Source organism: Postechiella marina, from assembly GCF_039538365.1.
In the GTDB taxonomy this organism is placed as follows: Bacteria; Bacteroidota; Bacteroidia; order Flavobacteriales; family Flavobacteriaceae; genus Postechiella; species Postechiella marina.
The window spans coordinates 746612-763516 of sequence record NZ_BAABCA010000001.1 but is presented as its reverse complement, the minus strand read 5'-3'; the positions used below and the strand labels follow the sequence as shown (position 1 = coordinate 763516).

Annotated in this window: 19 protein-coding genes; 5 read left to right on the top strand and 14 right to left on the bottom strand. The window is 31.2% G+C overall.

The window, feature by feature from the left end:
- Window positions 1–107: 107 nt before the first annotated feature.
- The 12 genes from ABD715_RS03070 to ABD715_RS03015 form a co-directional block, all read right to left on the bottom strand.
- A complete protein-coding gene (locus ABD715_RS03070; protein WP_344786600.1) occupies window positions 108–716 on the bottom strand; it encodes a short chain dehydrogenase in 609 nt (202 codons plus the stop codon).
- 67 nt (window positions 717–783) lie between these two features.
- Window positions 784–1347 carry a Crp/Fnr family transcriptional regulator gene (locus tag ABD715_RS03065; RefSeq protein ID WP_344786599.1) on the bottom strand — a complete coding sequence of 188 codons (564 nt, stop codon included), beginning with the start codon at window positions 1345–1347 and terminating at the stop codon, window positions 784–786.
- 113 nt (window positions 1348–1460) lie between these two features.
- The gene (locus ABD715_RS03060; RefSeq protein WP_344786598.1) at window positions 1461–1931 is read right to left on the bottom strand and encodes a DUF6169 family protein; all 471 of its coding nucleotides are present in this window, start codon (window positions 1929–1931) and stop codon (window positions 1461–1463) included.
- A 405-nt stretch (window positions 1932–2336) separates the two neighbouring features.
- The gene (locus tag ABD715_RS03055; protein ID WP_344786752.1) at window positions 2337–2552 is read right to left on the bottom strand and encodes an integrase core domain-containing protein; all 216 of its coding nucleotides are present in this window, start codon (window positions 2550–2552) and stop codon (window positions 2337–2339) included.
- A 15-nt stretch (window positions 2553–2567) separates the two neighbouring features.
- Window positions 2568–3011, bottom strand: coding sequence for a DDE-type integrase/transposase/recombinase (locus tag ABD715_RS03050; protein ID WP_344786597.1), 444 nt, complete (start codon window positions 3009–3011; stop codon window positions 2568–2570).
- A gap of 176 nt (window positions 3012–3187) precedes the next feature.
- Window positions 3188–3559, bottom strand: a complete 372-nt coding sequence (locus tag ABD715_RS03045) for a transposase (protein ID WP_344786596.1) — start codon at window positions 3557–3559, stop codon at window positions 3188–3190.
- 792 nt (window positions 3560–4351) lie between these two features.
- Window positions 4352–4828: a hypothetical protein gene (locus ABD715_RS03040; RefSeq protein WP_344786595.1), complete on the bottom strand. Its 477-nt coding sequence runs from the start codon at window positions 4826–4828 to the stop codon at window positions 4352–4354.
- Between the two features lie 169 nt (window positions 4829–4997).
- Entirely contained in the window at window positions 4998–5897 is a 900-nt protein-coding gene (locus tag ABD715_RS03035; RefSeq protein WP_344786594.1) for a GTP-binding protein, read from the bottom strand.
- A gap of 31 nt (window positions 5898–5928) precedes the next feature.
- On the bottom strand, window positions 5929–6462 hold the full coding sequence (gene mog / locus ABD715_RS03030; protein WP_344786593.1) for a molybdopterin adenylyltransferase: 534 nt from the start codon (window positions 6460–6462) through the stop codon (window positions 5929–5931).
- 28 nt (window positions 6463–6490) lie between these two features.
- On the bottom strand, window positions 6491–8140 hold the full coding sequence (locus ABD715_RS03025; protein ID WP_344786592.1) for a PhoX family protein: 1650 nt from the start codon (window positions 8138–8140) through the stop codon (window positions 6491–6493).
- Window positions 8141–8445: 305 nt separating this feature from the next.
- A complete protein-coding gene (locus tag ABD715_RS03020) occupies window positions 8446–8664 on the bottom strand; it encodes a hypothetical protein (protein ID WP_344786591.1) in 219 nt (72 codons plus the stop codon).
- Window positions 8654–9058, bottom strand: a complete 405-nt coding sequence (locus tag ABD715_RS03015) for a MerC domain-containing protein (protein ID WP_344786590.1) — start codon at window positions 9056–9058, stop codon at window positions 8654–8656. Before ABD715_RS03015 ends, ABD715_RS03020 begins: the two co-directional genes overlap by 11 nt.
- A 79-nt stretch (window positions 9059–9137) precedes the next feature.
- Here ABD715_RS03015 and ABD715_RS03010 point away from each other — a divergent pair, with 79 nt between their 5' ends.
- On the top strand, window positions 9138–9518 hold the full coding sequence (locus ABD715_RS03010; protein ID WP_344786589.1) for a Fur family transcriptional regulator: 381 nt from the start codon (window positions 9138–9140) through the stop codon (window positions 9516–9518).
- A gap of 109 nt (window positions 9519–9627) precedes the next feature.
- Here the strand turns inward: ABD715_RS03010 and ABD715_RS03005 are convergent, their stop codons facing one another.
- Together ABD715_RS03005 and ABD715_RS03000 are read right to left on the bottom strand one after the other, a co-directional pair.
- The gene (locus ABD715_RS03005; protein ID WP_344786588.1) at window positions 9628–10098 is read right to left on the bottom strand and encodes a hypothetical protein; all 471 of its coding nucleotides are present in this window, start codon (window positions 10096–10098) and stop codon (window positions 9628–9630) included.
- A gap of 28 nt (window positions 10099–10126) precedes the next feature.
- Complete coding sequence (locus ABD715_RS03000) at window positions 10127–11251, bottom strand: serine hydrolase domain-containing protein (RefSeq protein WP_344786587.1); 1125 nt, start codon at window positions 11249–11251, stop codon at window positions 10127–10129.
- Window positions 11252–11698: 447 nt separating this feature from the next.
- Between ABD715_RS03000 and ABD715_RS02995 the strand changes: the two genes are divergently transcribed.
- The 4 genes from ABD715_RS02995 (at window position 11699) to ABD715_RS02980 (ending at window position 16863) form a co-directional block, all read left to right on the top strand.
- On the top strand, window positions 11699–12001 hold the full coding sequence (locus ABD715_RS02995) for a hypothetical protein (protein WP_344786586.1): 303 nt from the start codon (window positions 11699–11701) through the stop codon (window positions 11999–12001).
- A 230-nt stretch (window positions 12002–12231) separates the two neighbouring features.
- Window positions 12232–12921 (top strand): ABC transporter ATP-binding protein, encoded by a 690-nt coding sequence (locus ABD715_RS02990; RefSeq protein ID WP_344786585.1) that lies wholly within the window; start codon window positions 12232–12234, stop codon window positions 12919–12921.
- A gap of 1 nt (window position 12922) precedes the next feature.
- Window positions 12923–15421 (top strand): TonB-dependent siderophore receptor, encoded by a 2499-nt coding sequence (locus tag ABD715_RS02985; RefSeq protein ID WP_344786584.1) that lies wholly within the window; start codon window positions 12923–12925, stop codon window positions 15419–15421.
- A gap of 2 nt (window positions 15422–15423) precedes the next feature.
- Window positions 15424–16863 (top strand): ABC transporter permease, encoded by a 1440-nt coding sequence (locus ABD715_RS02980; protein WP_344786583.1) that lies wholly within the window; start codon window positions 15424–15426, stop codon window positions 16861–16863.
- Window positions 16864–16905 lie beyond the last annotated feature (42 nt).

The window sequence follows — 16905 nt, the reverse complement described above, 5'->3', positions numbered from 1 at the left end:
TACATAATGTTAGCAATTAGTCTTTTAATTTTATTATATCCAAATATAAAAATTAATTAGTTTTTACTTGTTTTTTACCACAGTACTTTGTTAGTGGTAGTTTTTATTTATGCATCTACAAAAATTACTTGACCCGTTATAAATCCATCAACCGAACGTTCAAAAGCTTTACCTACTAACTTTCCAGGAACGGGCTGAAAACCTGGCATCATTTCACCATAAACATCCCAAGCCTCTTCTAAAACAGTTGGGTTTATTGAGTTTACTCGAATTCCTCTTGGCATTTCAAATGCAACACATTTAACAAATGTATCAATTGCTCCACTTGTAGTTGAGTCTGCAATAGCAAATGGAATTGGTTTAACATTTAGAATTCCCGTAATTAATGTGAAAGAACCGTTATCTGCAATGTATTCTTGTCCTATACGAACAATATTAATTTGTCCCATCATTTTACTTAAAATGGTACTCATCCATTGTTTTTCTGTCATTTCTGTGAAATTGGCATATTCACATACACCAACAGTATTTACTACAGCATCAAAATGTCCTACGTCCTTGAAAAGTTTTCTTAAGGATTCTTCGCTAGTAATGTCAACTTGATAGTCACAGCTATCAGCAGAACGTCCAGCAGTTATAACTTTGTGTTTTCCTAGACCTGTAAGAGCAGCTTGTCCCATTTTTCCGTTTGCTCCAATTAAAATTATTGTTTTCATATAATATTTGTTTTTAAATTATATGCAAATTTATGAAGCACTAAAGGTTTAAGAAGAGGACATTTGTCTAATACGTAATATTAGCTCTTATTCGACTAAGGTGACGTTGCGTAACGCCTAGGTAGGAAGCTATATAATGCAGAGGAATCTCTTTGATATATTCGGGTTGTGTTGTAATTAAATCTAAATAGCGTTGTTGAGCTTTATGTTTTTGATGATTAAATATCCATTTTTCTAATTCTACATATTCTTTTTCGGCTATAACTTTCAAAAAACGCAACCAATTACTATTTGATTTTGCTAAATCTTCTAACGCAGCTTTTGGTATTGAAATTATTTCAGCATCTGTTAGAGCTTGAATATTTTCTTCAGATTTTTTTTGCGAAATAAATGACGAATAAGCCATTAATAGTTTATTAGGAAAAGTGAAACAATATGTAATTTCATCGTCATTATTTGAAAAATAATAGGAACGAAAAATTCCACTTTTAACAAAAGCTATAGAGTCGCAAATTTTATTATTATTAATGTATAAATCGCCTTTTTTTAATAAAGTAGTTTGAGATAACTTCAAGAAATCATTAATTTCTATGTCGGTAAATAAATTAAATGATTTTAAATATTCGTTCATTTCTTTCTTTTAGGGTAAGTCGCCTATGCTTTTTTACTTCCATTATAACAAATCTAAAATTATAGATTTGTTGCGTTAAGTTATTGAATAGAGCAATCATAGATATTCTGAAATCATCCATTTTTAGCTCTTTCATAAACGTCTAAAGTCAAAAGTATTTCAGTTTCCATAAGTGCTGTATCATAGATATCTGAACAATACAAAAATGAAATATTATAATCTGCTGAATCAAAGTCATAATCATATTTTACCCATTGTTCCATCCCGCAAATTGAAAACCAACGACTAAATAACCTTTTTCTATTTAATTGTCTAGAATCTGTACTATCACATAAAAAGTGAATTACTAAAGATTGGTCTGTTTCTAAAAATTCAATTATAATATTTAATATTGTTGAAGATATTTTAGTATCCTTTCTGCCTTTTTTTTCATTAATTTCCCCAAAGTCTAGAGAGTATACGTTATTTAAAGGGAAGGTTTCTTGAGACATATTCCTAAACGCAACGTAATATGTAAGATTGAGTTCTGTGTAAAAATAAAAATAGGGGCCATCAGCCCCTTGTTCTTTATTATATTTATACATAACTAGTTGTTATCCTTAGCTTTTTCTTTTATTTTAGCTATGATTTTATTTCTATGCTCTTTTTTATCAAGAGCCATCCTTTCCAATACTTTAATTGTATTGTGATTAGCTTTTATTGTTGTTGAGCGTATCATTGCGTTATACTGGTATATTAATTACATACAAAATTACAATAACTATTCCAAATTAAGCATATACTGAGTATACTTTGTATTTATAATGTGTTTACTAACTATAGTTTTTAACTATGATAAATTAATTTTTAATTGTTTTTAACTTTTAAATATCATTAACTAAATTATAAAAGAAGCTAATAACTAAGAGATAATTCAGTAAGTCTTTTAAATGCGTAAGATTGCGTTTATATGTCTTGTCCTGAAATATGGCTACAGGTTAAAATTGAATTTACGCTGATAATTTATATACCATATTCGGTGTTTTATAGTCTAAAGATAAATGTAATCTTATTTCGTTGTATAAATTAATTGCATTTTTTGTAGCTCTTTTCGCGTGCGCCACGTTATCAAAGGTCTGGTCGAGATAGAATTCATCTTTTAATATGCCATTTACACGCTCAGCCATTGCGTTTTCGTAACAATGATTTTCTTCAGTCATACTGATGTCTATTTTCTTTCTTTATAATATTTGAGTATATACATTGCTACAATATTGTATTCCTCTGTCTGAATGATGAATAAGCCCATTAATGTTTTTCGCTTTATAAATCGCCTTATTTAACGCTCTCACACATCCTTTTAACTCCAGGCTATCACTCAGGTCGTAACCAACAATTTTTCGAGAGTACATATCTGTTATTAAAGCCAAGTAACAAAAGCCTTTAATTGTTCTGATGTAAGTTATATCACTTACCCAAACTTGGTTAGGTTTTGTAATTTCTAAATCTTTTATAATATTATTACACTTATAAAATCGATGGTATGAGTTTGTTGTTCTGGCGCTAGTTTTCCTTCTAAGTGTTAGCATTTGGTGTTTTCTAAGGACATTAAATAAAGTATCTCTACCAACTTTAATATTTACTTTATTAAAATCTACATTTAAAGATTTAGTAAGCTTACGCACACCTTCTCTAGGAAGAGATTTGCGTCTTTTTCTAACAATATTTATAATCTGTTGTTCAAGTTTTAAACGCTTATCAGCTCTTGATTTGTATTTGTAATACGCATCACGTTTAAGCCCAAAACAATGGGTTATAGTCTTTAAAGACGCAAATCTCTTAGATTTTTCTTTAGCTTTTATTAAGGCTTTATACTTAACTTTTTTTTTAGTTCAGCGACAGATTTATAGCCAAGATCTTCAGCAGCTACTTTTAGATAGGAATCTAATACCATAGCATCTAGATCCTTTTTAAGTAGTAGTTTTTTTAGCTGTTCAATTTCTTTTTGAAGAGCTTTAATTCTAGATATTTCGTCTTTAGTTTCCACTTTTACTCTTGTGTTCATTAAGTCTTTACGATTATACTTTTTAATCCACTCATTGACAGTTGTTGGTGCAATAGAGTAGAGTTTACAAAGTTCACTCTTTGTATGTTTTCCAATGCTAAGTTCGTCTAAAATTTTTAATTTGAAAGGTTCACTGTAACGTCTAATTACTTTGTCATTTTTGTACATAATGTTTAAAATTATGTAGCCTTTATTCAGGACGATGTAAAATTACTTACAACGTGTTTGTATTTGGTTTGTTGCGTGGTTTAACACCTAATTTAGCAAATAAAAACAGAATAGAAAATCTGCGAGGATTTTCGTAAGTAGTAAATAATCAAGTAATTAAACATACAAGGTGTTGCATTTTGTTGTTTTTTTAGATTTCTAATTACTCGGCTTAATTAAGTTTTCTGTTTTTCCAGCGTTTGAGTGAATTCGGTCAGCGATTTTAGTCTGCAAACTTTTTTAATTATGTAAACGAGCTAAAAAACCATTTAATAATTAGTTTGTGATTCTGTCAAATTTTTGATTGAGAAAATTTTTATAATATATCACTGATTTTTCTTCTTGTTCTTATAGTAATAAGGTAGGATAACTATAAACAAAACAATTAAACAGACTATAATAGGCATTATTTTCATAATAGACATATAATTTAAGGTTACACATATTAGTAAGAGAATAAACGAAAATGTTACAAATAATATAATAATTGTCATTTTTGTACATAATGTTTAAAATTATGTAGCCTTTATTCAGGACGGGGTAATATTGTGCACAACGGTCTCGGCTAAGGTTAGTACGGGATTAAATTAGCATTTAATTTCGGATTAAGCGATTATCCAAAACTTTTTATTTTGTTTTATCTTTTCTATTCTAAAGCCAAATCAAAAGATTTGGCGGACTTCATAAAAATACACTAAACTTTGGATTAAGCACCAAAACCCGTATTAATTTTAGCCATTGTTGTGGTTAGTATTATTGCCACGCTCGAATAATTAAATCAAGTAGTTCTTTCATTTCTATCCATTCACTTGAAATTATTTCTTTATTTTTTACTTTTTTTTCAAACCTTTTTTGAATTAGTTTTTTTTCTAAAATTTCTCCTTGAAATTTACCAATACTATTTTCATACCCTTTTAGTTTTATTGGCTGATTTTTTAAAACATCTATTCCTAAATACATTTCAATACTACATGCTATACCATTAATATTTTTTTTACCATCGGATGTTATAGTTGGATAGCTTTTAGCCAGTTTAATATCTGGATAACGTGAAATTTTTATGTTGTCAGGAATTTTTAAATTGTCTAATTGTTTCATTTCTTTCAACCCAGCAGTATCATTATCAAAAAGAGCAATGATTTTATTTTTTATACCTGAGCCTATAAATGATTTTATATTATGGACTAAGAAAGATGCTCCTCCTCCTAAATTTAATTCTCCGAAATTCATAAAGTAATAACTTTCAGAAAGATGAGGATAAAGTTTTTCGTTATTTGATATTAACCACAACATCCATATAACCTCAATTTATCCCACAGCATAAAACGAACATTTACATAATGTTAGCAATTAGTCTTTTCATTTTATTATATTCAAATATAAAAATTAATTGATGTAATTATTGATTTAGAGCCGAATCTATAGCTTTTTTTAAAACATGAGGCTCGCTACCTAAGCCAATGGTTAAAAGCTTAGTGCCTGTAACAGGAATACCATTAAATGGTCTTATAAACACTTCTCCGTCTGGGTTTCTTTCAAAGTAAGTGTAATTGTTTTCTCCATCAATTTTAGTACAACCTTTTACTCTTAAAATACTTTTAGGCAAAGCCTTGCAAATACTATAAATACAGCTTACATCTGGTAACTCTGGTAAATTTGAAGAACAAGACGCCCAATGTGCCTTTTGATGATCTATTTTTTGCGCCTTGTTTTTTAACGGTAATAATTCTGGAAGAAGCGATACATCCAAATTATCCATGGTTATAATTTTTGCCAACGTATTGCTCGCTTTAATATCTGCAATAACTATTTCTTTTCTTTTTGCTGCAATGTGTTCTAAATGTGTTAAAACAATAAGCGAAGAAACTTGAATTTGATTACGTTCCAATTCGTTATGCTCTCCTCTTTTTTGCCAATTTTTAACATCTACAACAGATATTTGAATGGGTGGTAAAAACCTATTATTTAAACCTACGCCAAGAAACTCCATTAATGTACAAGCGTCAGAAGTTCCGTTAGCTTCAATTAATGTAACACCTTTTTTTCTTTCTTGAATTCTATTTACAGTATGTCTAAGCTCTACTATACCACTACAACATATACAGCTACCACTAAGTGCTTTAATACTATTTAATTTTACTTGTTGTCTAAACTGTTGGGCATCCATATTGGCATTTTCGTAGTCGTTAAGAATTACAAAAGGTTGCCAACCATAGTTGGTAAATTTTTCTATTAAATAACGCAGTAATGTTGTTTTACCTGCGCCTAAAAACCCCACAACTGTAATAATAGGCTCCATAATTTATATAAATTCTTAACTTTATTTTCTATTATTTAATTTTAGGCCTAAACGGTTTTATTACAGCTTTGTTACACTCTAAATAAGGTCCTTCTATTAGGTCTATGCAATAAGGAATAGCTGGAAAAACAGCGTCTAAACATTCTTTTATAGATTTTGGTTTTCCGGGTAAATTTAAAATTAAACTCTTTTTTCTAAGTCCCGCAGTTTGTCTCGAAAGAATTGCTGTTGGCACAAATTTTAACGATTCTGCTCTCATAAGCTCACCAAAGCCTGGCATTAGTTTGTCGCATACAGCTTCTGTAGCATCGGGTGTTACATCTCTTTTAGCAGGGCCTGTACCTCCTGTTGTAATAACTAAACAGCAATTTTGATTATCTACAAAATCTATAATAGTATCTTCAATAAGCGTCTGTTCGTCTGGGATAACTTTATATACTTTTTGCCAAGTAGAAATTAAATATGAATTTAAGGTATCTATTATCGCTTTTCCGCTAAGGTCTTCATAAATCCCAGCGCTTGCTCTATCGCTTACAGTTATAATTCCTATTTTTATTTTTAACATATTTACCTTCTACCCTTTTAAATTTATTTTAAACAGATTCTATTTGATTAAGTTTATTCATTTTTTCGATTAAATCGCCTTGAATAGCAACCACTGCTGGTTTAGGAATATTATCCTTATCAAAAGGCCATGTGCTCGTTGGGTTATTTAAATTTTTAGTTTGCTCGCCAGGATGTTGTACGCTTAAAAACAAAGTTTTACCATCTGGAGAAAACCACGGGCCAGTAAGTTCTGCATCTCGTGGCGCCGATGCTACCCGAATAACTTTACCAGCATCTTTACCTAATCTTGGAATTACAAATAAGCTGTTGTTTTTAAAAGGCAGATATGGTTTATCGGTTCTATTCATGGCATTTCCAGACATATCTGTAGTAATCCAAAGGTTTCCAGACATATCGAAAGCTAGATTGTCTGGACAAGAAAAACCATTTTCTTCGCCTCCAGCCATGTATGTTGATGCTTTAAAGGTTAAGGCATCAAAATTGCCATGTGTTTCTTCAATTTTTAAAATAGAACCGTGAACATCGCCTTTAGGCTTATTATTTGTTAGTGTAATAAATATATGTCCTGTAATAGGATCTATTTCTATATCCTCGGGTCTATTTAAAGCAGTTGCTCCTAGTAGTTTTGCTGCTTCTCGAGCTCTAACTAACACCTCGGTTTGGTCTTTAAACTTATTTTTTAAAACAGACTGATTTTCCCAATCTAAAGCTAACCATTTACCATTAATGGTATCTGCAACGTAAAGCGTACCTTCTTTTAAAGAACCTGGTTTAGAAGATACAAACTTATATAAATGCTCGTTATTTTTATCGTCTCCAGAGTAAGCAACAACGCGCTTATCTTCTAGCTCGTATAAAGTGCAACATTCGTGTGCAAATCTACCCAAAGCAATATGTTTTTGTGCTGTTCCATCTTTTGGATTTACCTCTACAACCCAACCAAAATGTTCTGGCGGATAATTGTAAAAGTGCTCCCAACCGTAACGACTTGGTTTATGGCTTGCCTTGTTATTGGCATCGTAAACCGTTTCTCCAAAGCAGTCGTTATAGTTTTCTTCGCAAGTAATAAAGGTTTTCCATGGAGTAATACCTCCAGAACAATTACTATTTGTTCCTATTACCGTGGTTTTACCTTTAATAGGGCTATCCCAATTTAACTTAATTGGTGTTTTTGCTGTAATACGCCTGTTATGCGAATCGTTTTTAACCACAGACCACACACCATTTTTTTCTTTAATTCTAACAATACTACCTCCAACATGGTACATTTCTTTATCTACCTGCTCGATAGTTCTGTGCTCTAACGGGTTTTCGTATTTGCTTTTATCAAAACCAGAAACAAAGAGTTGGTTTACATATTCGTGATTTACCCATAACAAACCGTCTTTAGGGTTGTTTTCATCAAAAGGAATAAAACAAGTAAAATCGTTATTAAAACCAAAAGTATCTGTTTCGCTAATTTTATCGCCCCATTTTACAACGGTATGATAATTTAAGCCATTTGCTAGTAATAAATCATCTTTATCCGAAGACATTAAACCTTTTAAAACAAAGGCTTTTAGCTCGTTTAATCTTTTTGTAGATATATTATTAATATCTTTTGTAGGCGTTGTTGTATTACCACAACTTATTAAAAATTGAGGCATAATAACACTTCCTACACTCGCTTTCCCCATAAAGGAGATAAATTTTCTTCTATTATAATCCATGATAATTTATAGAATTACTAACTTTTAAATATTTAGAGTTTTTAATTTAAATGATATTTTTAACATATTAAATCTGAATATATATTTGTAAACGTTTTATAACCTCTATTATAAATTTTACTAGTTGTTTTTAATAGCTTGGTTTGGTAAATTTGTTAGTAGTAATTTTAGCTCTTTTATATTTTTATTAAAACAAATAAGAACATATTGTAATAGTACATTTGGGCTTTTAAATGTTTTGTAAAATGCTCTTTTCTTTTTTTAATTTCTCTTTAAAAATTATTTGTTTTCAAAAAAACCGAAAGTTTTGTTTTATGAGTTAGATTCAATTCATAAAACAATTCTCTTACATACATTTTAGCAAAATGATGCTGGATGTTTTCTATTTTTTCATCATTAGTTTTTACAAAAAAATCTGCACATAAAGTCATATTAATATTTGTCAAAAAATGATTGTTGCGTATTCCTTCTATTTTTTCTTTACCCTTCATTTGCACAACATGTATTTGTATTACACTGGCAATATTTTTTATTGTATAAATGTAACGCAATTAAAGTTAACGCTGGAAAGTATACTAAATTTTCATGTAAAGATAACCATGCCATTTTTTCGTTTACTATTATAAAAAACAGTAATATCCAACTTATCCAAAGAGCAGGTTTTATCCATTTACTAGTAGTTGTTTGTGTAGAGCGGTAAATAGCAAAAAAAGAAATTGTTAAGAAAAAATAATCTATAAATACCCACCAAGTTGGTGTATTACTGCAGCATGTTAAAGAGCAACTTTGTACTATAAAAATAAAGGGAGTGGCAATACAATGTAAAAGACACAAACTACTTGCAATAGCTCCTAAATTGTCTGATTTTTGATTTGTTAATATCATTACTAATTTTTAATACAACTGAGTTGCAAATGTAGAAATAATATTTGTTAATGCAACTAGGTTGTGTTACATTTGTATTATGGGAGTTATTAGAAAAACAAAAGCTGTAGAAGTTTTAATTAATACCTTTAATAGTAGTGACGAAGCTATTTCTGCAAAAAAACTAATTGAGCAGTTAGGCACTATGTTTAACAAAACGACCATATATCGTGTTTTAGACAAATTAGAAGACGATGGCGTTTTACACTCTTTTCTAGGTAAAGATGGTTTAAAATGGTATGCTAAGTGCACTGGTTGCTCGGCAACAGAACACAAAGATTTGCACCCTCACTTTCAATGCCTAAGCTGTGGTAAAGTAGACTGTCTAACCGTTAGTGTTACGTTACCTAAAATACCAAACAGAACTATCGAAATATCTCAGTTATTAATACAAGGGCGTTGCGAAGCATGTCTCGCTTAAACCCTAATAGTATAACTTAATACTCACTCCTCTCCTATCTGTAAAACATTTTTTAATTAATGTTTACTAGATTTATAAAGTAAAAGACATTAATACTCTTAAATTTGTTTTAATTTAATTTTCTTTTAAAAATATAACGAGTAATAAAAATACCATTACCATCACTTTTTCCCGCATCGCTTTCTACAGCGCTTGTTACAAACAGCAAATCCCAACCTTCTGCTAGCATTGCTGTTAATTTTGAAGAAATAACAGTATCGTTTGCAGCTATATTTTGAAAACGTATTCCGCCTAAATTAAAAAAGTTTAATAATTTAGTTTCTTCAAACTCCTTAACTCTAATGTCTTTTCTTTTAGCTTTGTTTCTGCTATTATCATTTTCTGTTTGGCTCGATGTAAATGTTTTATAATTTCTTTCGTTGTTTGATGAAATTAAACGCGATCTACCTAAGCCACTAGAAATAATAGACTCTACACTTGTTATAACTTTAATTTGGTAGTCTTGCGTTGTTGCTTCTTGAGCATAAACATTTGTTGTTAATACTGTAAATACTAAAATTGATAATGTTAAATTTTTCATGATGTATTAGTCTTTAAATAATTGAATTTTAATACTGTGAATTCGTTAATAAATACTGAATAACAGCACTGCGCTGCGTAGCTTCGTTATCAGACTCTTGGTTACTTAACAACACCACAGTTGTATTATTTTCGGGAATAAAACCAATTATAGACCAATAACCATTTATATCTCCCCCATGCCAAAACATAGTGCTATTGCCTTCTTGAGATGTAAACCAACCTAAGCCAAAATCAACATAACCGCTTGGCACATCTTGTGCAAATATTTTTGATTTTTCTGCTTCTGTAAACCAATTATTTTTTACAGCATTAACCCAAATTTCCATGTTTTCTGGCGAACTACTATAATCGCCAGCTCCAAAAGCGTTAACCATTGAGTAATTACTATTTGGCATCTCATTTTTATACCCTTGTGCGTGTGTATCTGTATCTATATTATCTAAACCTCTAAAGGTATTATTCATTTCTAACGGATTTAAAATTTTCTGTTTAATGTAATTATGATAACTCATTCCAGATAATTCCTGTATTAACAAACCTGCTAAAAAATAGTTGGAATTGCTATAGGCTTTTGATGCTCCTGGAGTAAAATCGAGGTTGTTTTCAGAAATTAAATCTGTGATTAAATCGTAAATAGCTTCTAAATTTAAAGTCTCTCCTTGCTCGTTAGCTTCCTTTGCCAAGAAAAAATAATCGGGAATACCAGATTGATGCGATAATAAATGAGCAATGGTAATTTGATTTCCTTTCGGAAAATCATCATCAAACTCACTCAAAGTTTGGTTAAAATTGGTTATTAAACCATCGCGTTTTAATTGCACAATAGCTGCAGCTGTTAGTGTTTTACTTACCGATGCTATTCGGTAAGCAAGATTATAATCTTGAGGCATTTCTGTATTTACATTTGCCAATCCAAACCCTTGCCTAACCAAATCTTCTCCATTTTTAGTTACAATGGCAAAACCATTAAAACCAACATCTGTTAATAGATCTTTTATTGTAACAGAATCGTTGGTTGGTAAATTAGTATCATCATCATTTGAGCAAGACGCAAATAATACTACTGCTAGTAAAAGCAACATGACATTGTTAAATTTTACATACCTTTTATTTATTTTAATGCTTCTAAATTGTTGTTTTAAAACGCTCATAATTATTTATTTTTATTGATATTTTTATAGTGCAAATTTGCAGGTTTATAAAAAGCTAATCGTCCGATATTATAATGTAGAACGTCCGGAATCACCTTACTTTTTTTTAGTTCGTTTTAAAGTGAAGTCCTTCTTTAGGTCTTACAATGCTTTAGATTATTTTTTACTTGATGTTACTTCTCACAAACTGGTTTTAAAATGGTTTGAAATTGCGAGACCAAACAAACTTTAAAACATTAAAAAAATAGTTTTATAAACAAAACTTATAACTTAAATGCTAATAAAGGCTAACAGAAGATTTTAAAGGTGATATTTTACAAGATAAGTTAACAGAACTGATGTTGTTTATTTTTTTTAAATCAAGTTATAAAACAATATTGTTAATAGTTAATTCCATTATAAAAACGCATTATTTATAAATAAAATTGATTAATTTCGCGCTTTTAAATGAAAAACGTAAAGCAAATAACAGCCACTTTTTTTATTACTTTGATTCTTTTATTCAAAGTAGCAGGCTTACATGCGCTTTCGCATCATGCAGACGAACATGAAGCGCAACACTGTGAGGTTTGTGATATTGTTACCGCTGTTAATTTTACACCTCATTTAGAAACAGAAGCTTTAAATGTTCCTAAAGTACAATTCTTTTTTTGCGAAAAAGCATTTACAAAGCCTGCTGTTAAAACTGGATTTAGCAATAGATACTTAGATAGTTATCTCTTTGCTAGACCTCCTCCGCAATTGCAATAGTCCATAATTTATGCATCATTATCCTCTACAGGGATAGTATTTTTATTTGCTTGATTTTTTTGAGTAAATAAGCGGTTCTATTTTGAAAAAAAATCAAATTAGGCCTTAATCAGCATGTATAATTTGGACTTCTTCTCTCCTATTTTGAGTGATTATTCTACAAAACTTAGCGCTTTTAATGTAAAGTGATTAGGCGCTAAACATTATACTTAATTTAATTAACAACACATATGCTTAAAGCATTAAACATTACAAAGTCTTATAACGGAAAAGTTGCGTTAAAAGACGTCTCTCTCGAGGTTTCTAAAGGCGAAATTTTTTGTCTTCTTGGTCAAAACGGAGCAGGAAAAACCACCACGATAAACATCTTTTTAGGGTTTATTCAAAAAGATGGTGGGCAAGCTTTTATTGGCGATAAAGAAATTGGTAAAGATAACACCAACCAATTAACTGCCTATATACCCGAAACGGTTCAACTTTATGGTAATTTATCAGGCATTGAAAACCTTAATTTCTTTAGTCGTTTAGCTGGTTTTAGTTATTCAACATCAGAGCTTGAAGGTTTTTTAGCTAAAACAGGATTACAAGCCGATGCACAACACAAAAGACTCTCTACGTATTCTAAAGGAATGCGTCAAAAAGTTGGTATTGCTGTGGCATTAGCCAAAAATGCCGAAGTAATTTTTATGGACGAACCTACTTCTGGTTTAGACCCTAAAGCTACTGCAGAGTTCACTAAAATATGTAAAGAATTAGCTAAAATGGGTAAAGTCATTTTTATGGCAACACACGATATTTTTAATGCTGTAGAATTGGGAACAACCATAGGTATTATGAAAGAAGGTGTATTGGCACAACAACTAAAAGCTAGCGAAATTAACGCTAACGAATTAAATCAACTTTATTTAGAAACCATTTAAAATGAAAAAATATATACTATTAATGCTAATGGTTTTTGCTTATCAAGCATCATTTGCGCAAATTAAAATTACAGGTAAAATTACCGATAAACAAGGTGAACCTATTTTTGGAGCAACAGTTTCATATTACAGTACAACTTCACAGCAAAAAAGCGGAACAATTACCCAAGACAATGGCGATTTCAATTTTAATTTAAGCACTACAGGAAGTTATAAAATTAGAGTGAGCTATGTAGGAATGACCACCTTAAATCTTGAAAAAACATTCAACGAAAATAAAACCTACAACTTAGGATCTTTTATTTTAGATGAAAATTCAGAACAATTACAATCTGTTGAAGTTATTGGTAGAGCACGAAAAGATTACAATAGTGATTACTCATTTTCGGCAACTAAAATAGCGATTAAAAACAAAGAGTTACCGCAGGCAGTTGCCACAGTTACAAAAGAACTTATTGCAGACCGTCTGGCATTTCAATTACCAGATGCAGTAAAAACAGTTAGTAATGTAGCTGCTACTGGCTTATATAACCATTATAATATTCGAGGTATTACTCAAGGTGACGATGGACAGGTAATAAACGGAATGCGTACACGTCAATATTATTTCTTACAACCTATCACCTCACATTTAGAGCGTGTGGAAGTAATAAAAGGACCATCTTCTGTAACATTTTCTAGTGCAGATCCTGGAGGAACGGTTAACATGGTAACCAAAAAACCATTATTAGAAAAGCGTAACGAAGTGTCGTTATCTACAGGAAGTTACGGAACATTAAGAGCTACAGGAGATTTTACAGGCCCTTTAAACGATTCTAAAACTTTATTATATCGTTTTAACGCAGCCTTTCAAGAAGCAGATTCTTTTAGAGATGTTGTAACTAATAATGCGCTTTTAATTGCGCCTTCTTTTAGTTATATCCCAGACGAAACAACGTCTTTAAACGTGGAAATGATTTATAGTAATGCTGAAGGTAATTTAGATAGAGGTCAGCCAATTTTCGGTTCTATTAATGGTGAATATGATTTAGACAGCACACCAATTACCATGAATGTTGGTGCTTCGAGCGATCATTACAAAACTAAAGAGCTTATGTTTATGGCAAATTTTAACAAGAAGTTTACTGAAAATTTTGGGTTTAATGCGCAGTTTATGAAACAAACTTGGGACGAAGATTTAGCAGAACACAGAGTGGATGGAACTGCTGTAGATATTGATGGAAACGTAATTACAACACTTGCGAGATTACGTTATGATGAAAGACAGCAATACTGGGAAACAGATAATTTTAGCTCCTATTTTAATTACGATATTGTAAAAAGTAATTTCACAAATAAAATATTAGTGGGTTATGATGGTTCTCGTTGGGAAAGAAAAACAGGAGCTGGATTTAATCGTGCAAGACGCTATTTAACCGTAAGTGGTGGACAAGCAAATTACGATGCAAGTAATCCAGATAATTACCAACAAATGGTTGTAGATGGTGTCACCATGCCTGTTCCTGCAGTGCCACATTTTGATTTAGAAAATCCTTTTAATGGTGCAAGAAATACTAACGCTTACAATCTTTCAGATTTAACTATTCCTGCAAACTTAACAACATCTAACGGAATCTATATTCAAAATCAATTTAAATGGGGAAAATTCTCTGTTTTAGCAAACTTAAGGTATGAATGGTTTAGCGATATTTTTGATTATAAGGGCGACGAGCAAGAAACTAAAACCAGTGCTTTTGTTCCAAGATTAGGTTTAACTTATGAAATTACGGATGATATTAGCGCTTATACTACCTATTTAGAAGGATTTCAACCACATACAAACACCGTTTCTTTATCGCCTACTGCCGAAGGTTTTTTCTGGGGTGGTTCTCCTGGAGATTTCGACCCTTTAGAGAGTAGCTTAAAAGAAATTGGTGCAAAAGGTGAGTTTTTAAATGGTAAAGTATTTGCTAACGTGTCTATTTTTGAAATCATTCAAAAAAACATTTTACTTGGTGATACTTATGATTTAGAAAACTTAACAACACGAGGAGAACAACGTAGTAGAGGTTTCGAAATGGATGTTTCCGGTTATATTTCCCCTAATTTTAATGTCATTGTTTCTTATGGTTACAACGATGCTGTAATTGTTGAAGATGCGGTAGAAGAATTTATTGGAGCCAGAATTGGTGGTGCGCCAAAGCATAATGCTAATTTTTGGGGACGTTATGATTTTAGAAATAAAGCTTTAAAAGGTATCGGACTTGGTTTTGGTGTACAATATGTAGACGAAAAATATACTTGGTATAACCCAACCTATGCTACAGACAGAATACTATTACCAGACTTTACCGTTTTTGATGCTGCTTTATATTATAGACCATCAAACACTGGTATGCAATTAACCCTTAAAGTAAATAATTTATTTGATGACACATATTACTTAGGTGGACTTAATCCTTCTAGATTAGGACCAGGAGCGCCAAGAAATGTGTTATTAAATGCGACTTATAAATTTTAAATATGAGAAAAAATGTCATCTACTTGTTGGCACAACAGTTATGGAAAGACGCATTCCGATCTAAAGTTATGGTCGTTGCGTCTATCCTAATGTTGTTTTTGTTAGTATTTTCAGCCTATAGTGGCTGGGAAAATTATCATGACCAAAATGTAACGCGTGGTGCTGTTCAAGAAGAAGTTCAAGATAGTTGGGAAAACAATCCTGATAAACATCCACATCGTATGTCGCACTACGGTTCGTTTGCTTTTAGAATAAAACATGTGCTTAGTGTTTTCGATTTAGGTATGGAGAACTTTGTAGGTAATGCTGTGTTTTTAGAAGCCCATAAACAGAACACCGTTAATTTTTCCGAAGCTAGTATGTCTACAGGTTTACTACGCTTTGGTGAAGTTAGTTTAGCCATGCTTTTAAAGGTTATTGTGCCTTTATTAATTTTCTATTTGGGCTTTGCTACTATTGCGCAAGAACGCGAAAATGGAACGCTAAAACTACTTATTGGACAAGGTATTAGTCGAAAAGAAATCGTGTTTGGTAAATGGTTAGGTTTGTGGAGTTTGTCTTTAATTTTCCTATTTGCTGTATTTATAGTGCTTCTATTTTTTGTAGTTATTGAATTGCACGAAGGCTTGAATAACGGGAGTTTAGCTCGCTACGCTGTTCTTTTAGTATCTTACCTTCTCTTTTTTGCCATTTTAAGTGCTATTACTATTACAGTTTCGGCATTTAGTAAAACTGCTAAAGGCGCGTTAGTTAAGCTTTTAGGAATCTGGTTATTGTTTGTAATCATTGTTCCTAAATCACTACAAGCTATGGGTTATTACTTATATCCAACGCCTTCTAAAATAGAAATGGAAACTGCTGTAGAACACGATTTATCTAAAATTGGAGATAGTCACGATCCTAACGATCCGCATTTTAAAGCAATAAAAGATTCTGTTCTATTAGCAAATAAGGTTGCAGATGTTAATGATCTCCCGTTTAATTATGGAGGATTTATTATGGCACAAGGTGAAGCTTTAAGTTCTAAAGTATATTTAAAGCATCAAAATGATTTATACCACGTATATAACAAGCAAAACAATGTAGAACGTTATTCTGCTTTTGTAAATCCGTATACAGCCATCAAGAATTTATCGATGGGATTCTCTGGAACCGATTTTAAATCCTTCCTTCATTTTAAAGCAAAGGCGGAAACCTATCGTTTTAAATTAGCACAGTCCATGAATAAATTACAAATGGATTATATTCCTAACAAAGGAAAAGAAGGACCAACCAAATTATCTAGTAAATTTTGGAAAGACTTCCCTCCTTTTGAATATAAAACTTTGAGTACTGCTACGGTTTTTAAAAATGAGTTAACGTCTATTTTAGCCTTACTGCTTTGGACGATTTTGGCCTTTTTCGGACTATCAAAATTATCTACTAACCTAAAAGCCATCTAAATATGTATAGTTTATTATTTAAATCGTTTTTTAGAACGAAGA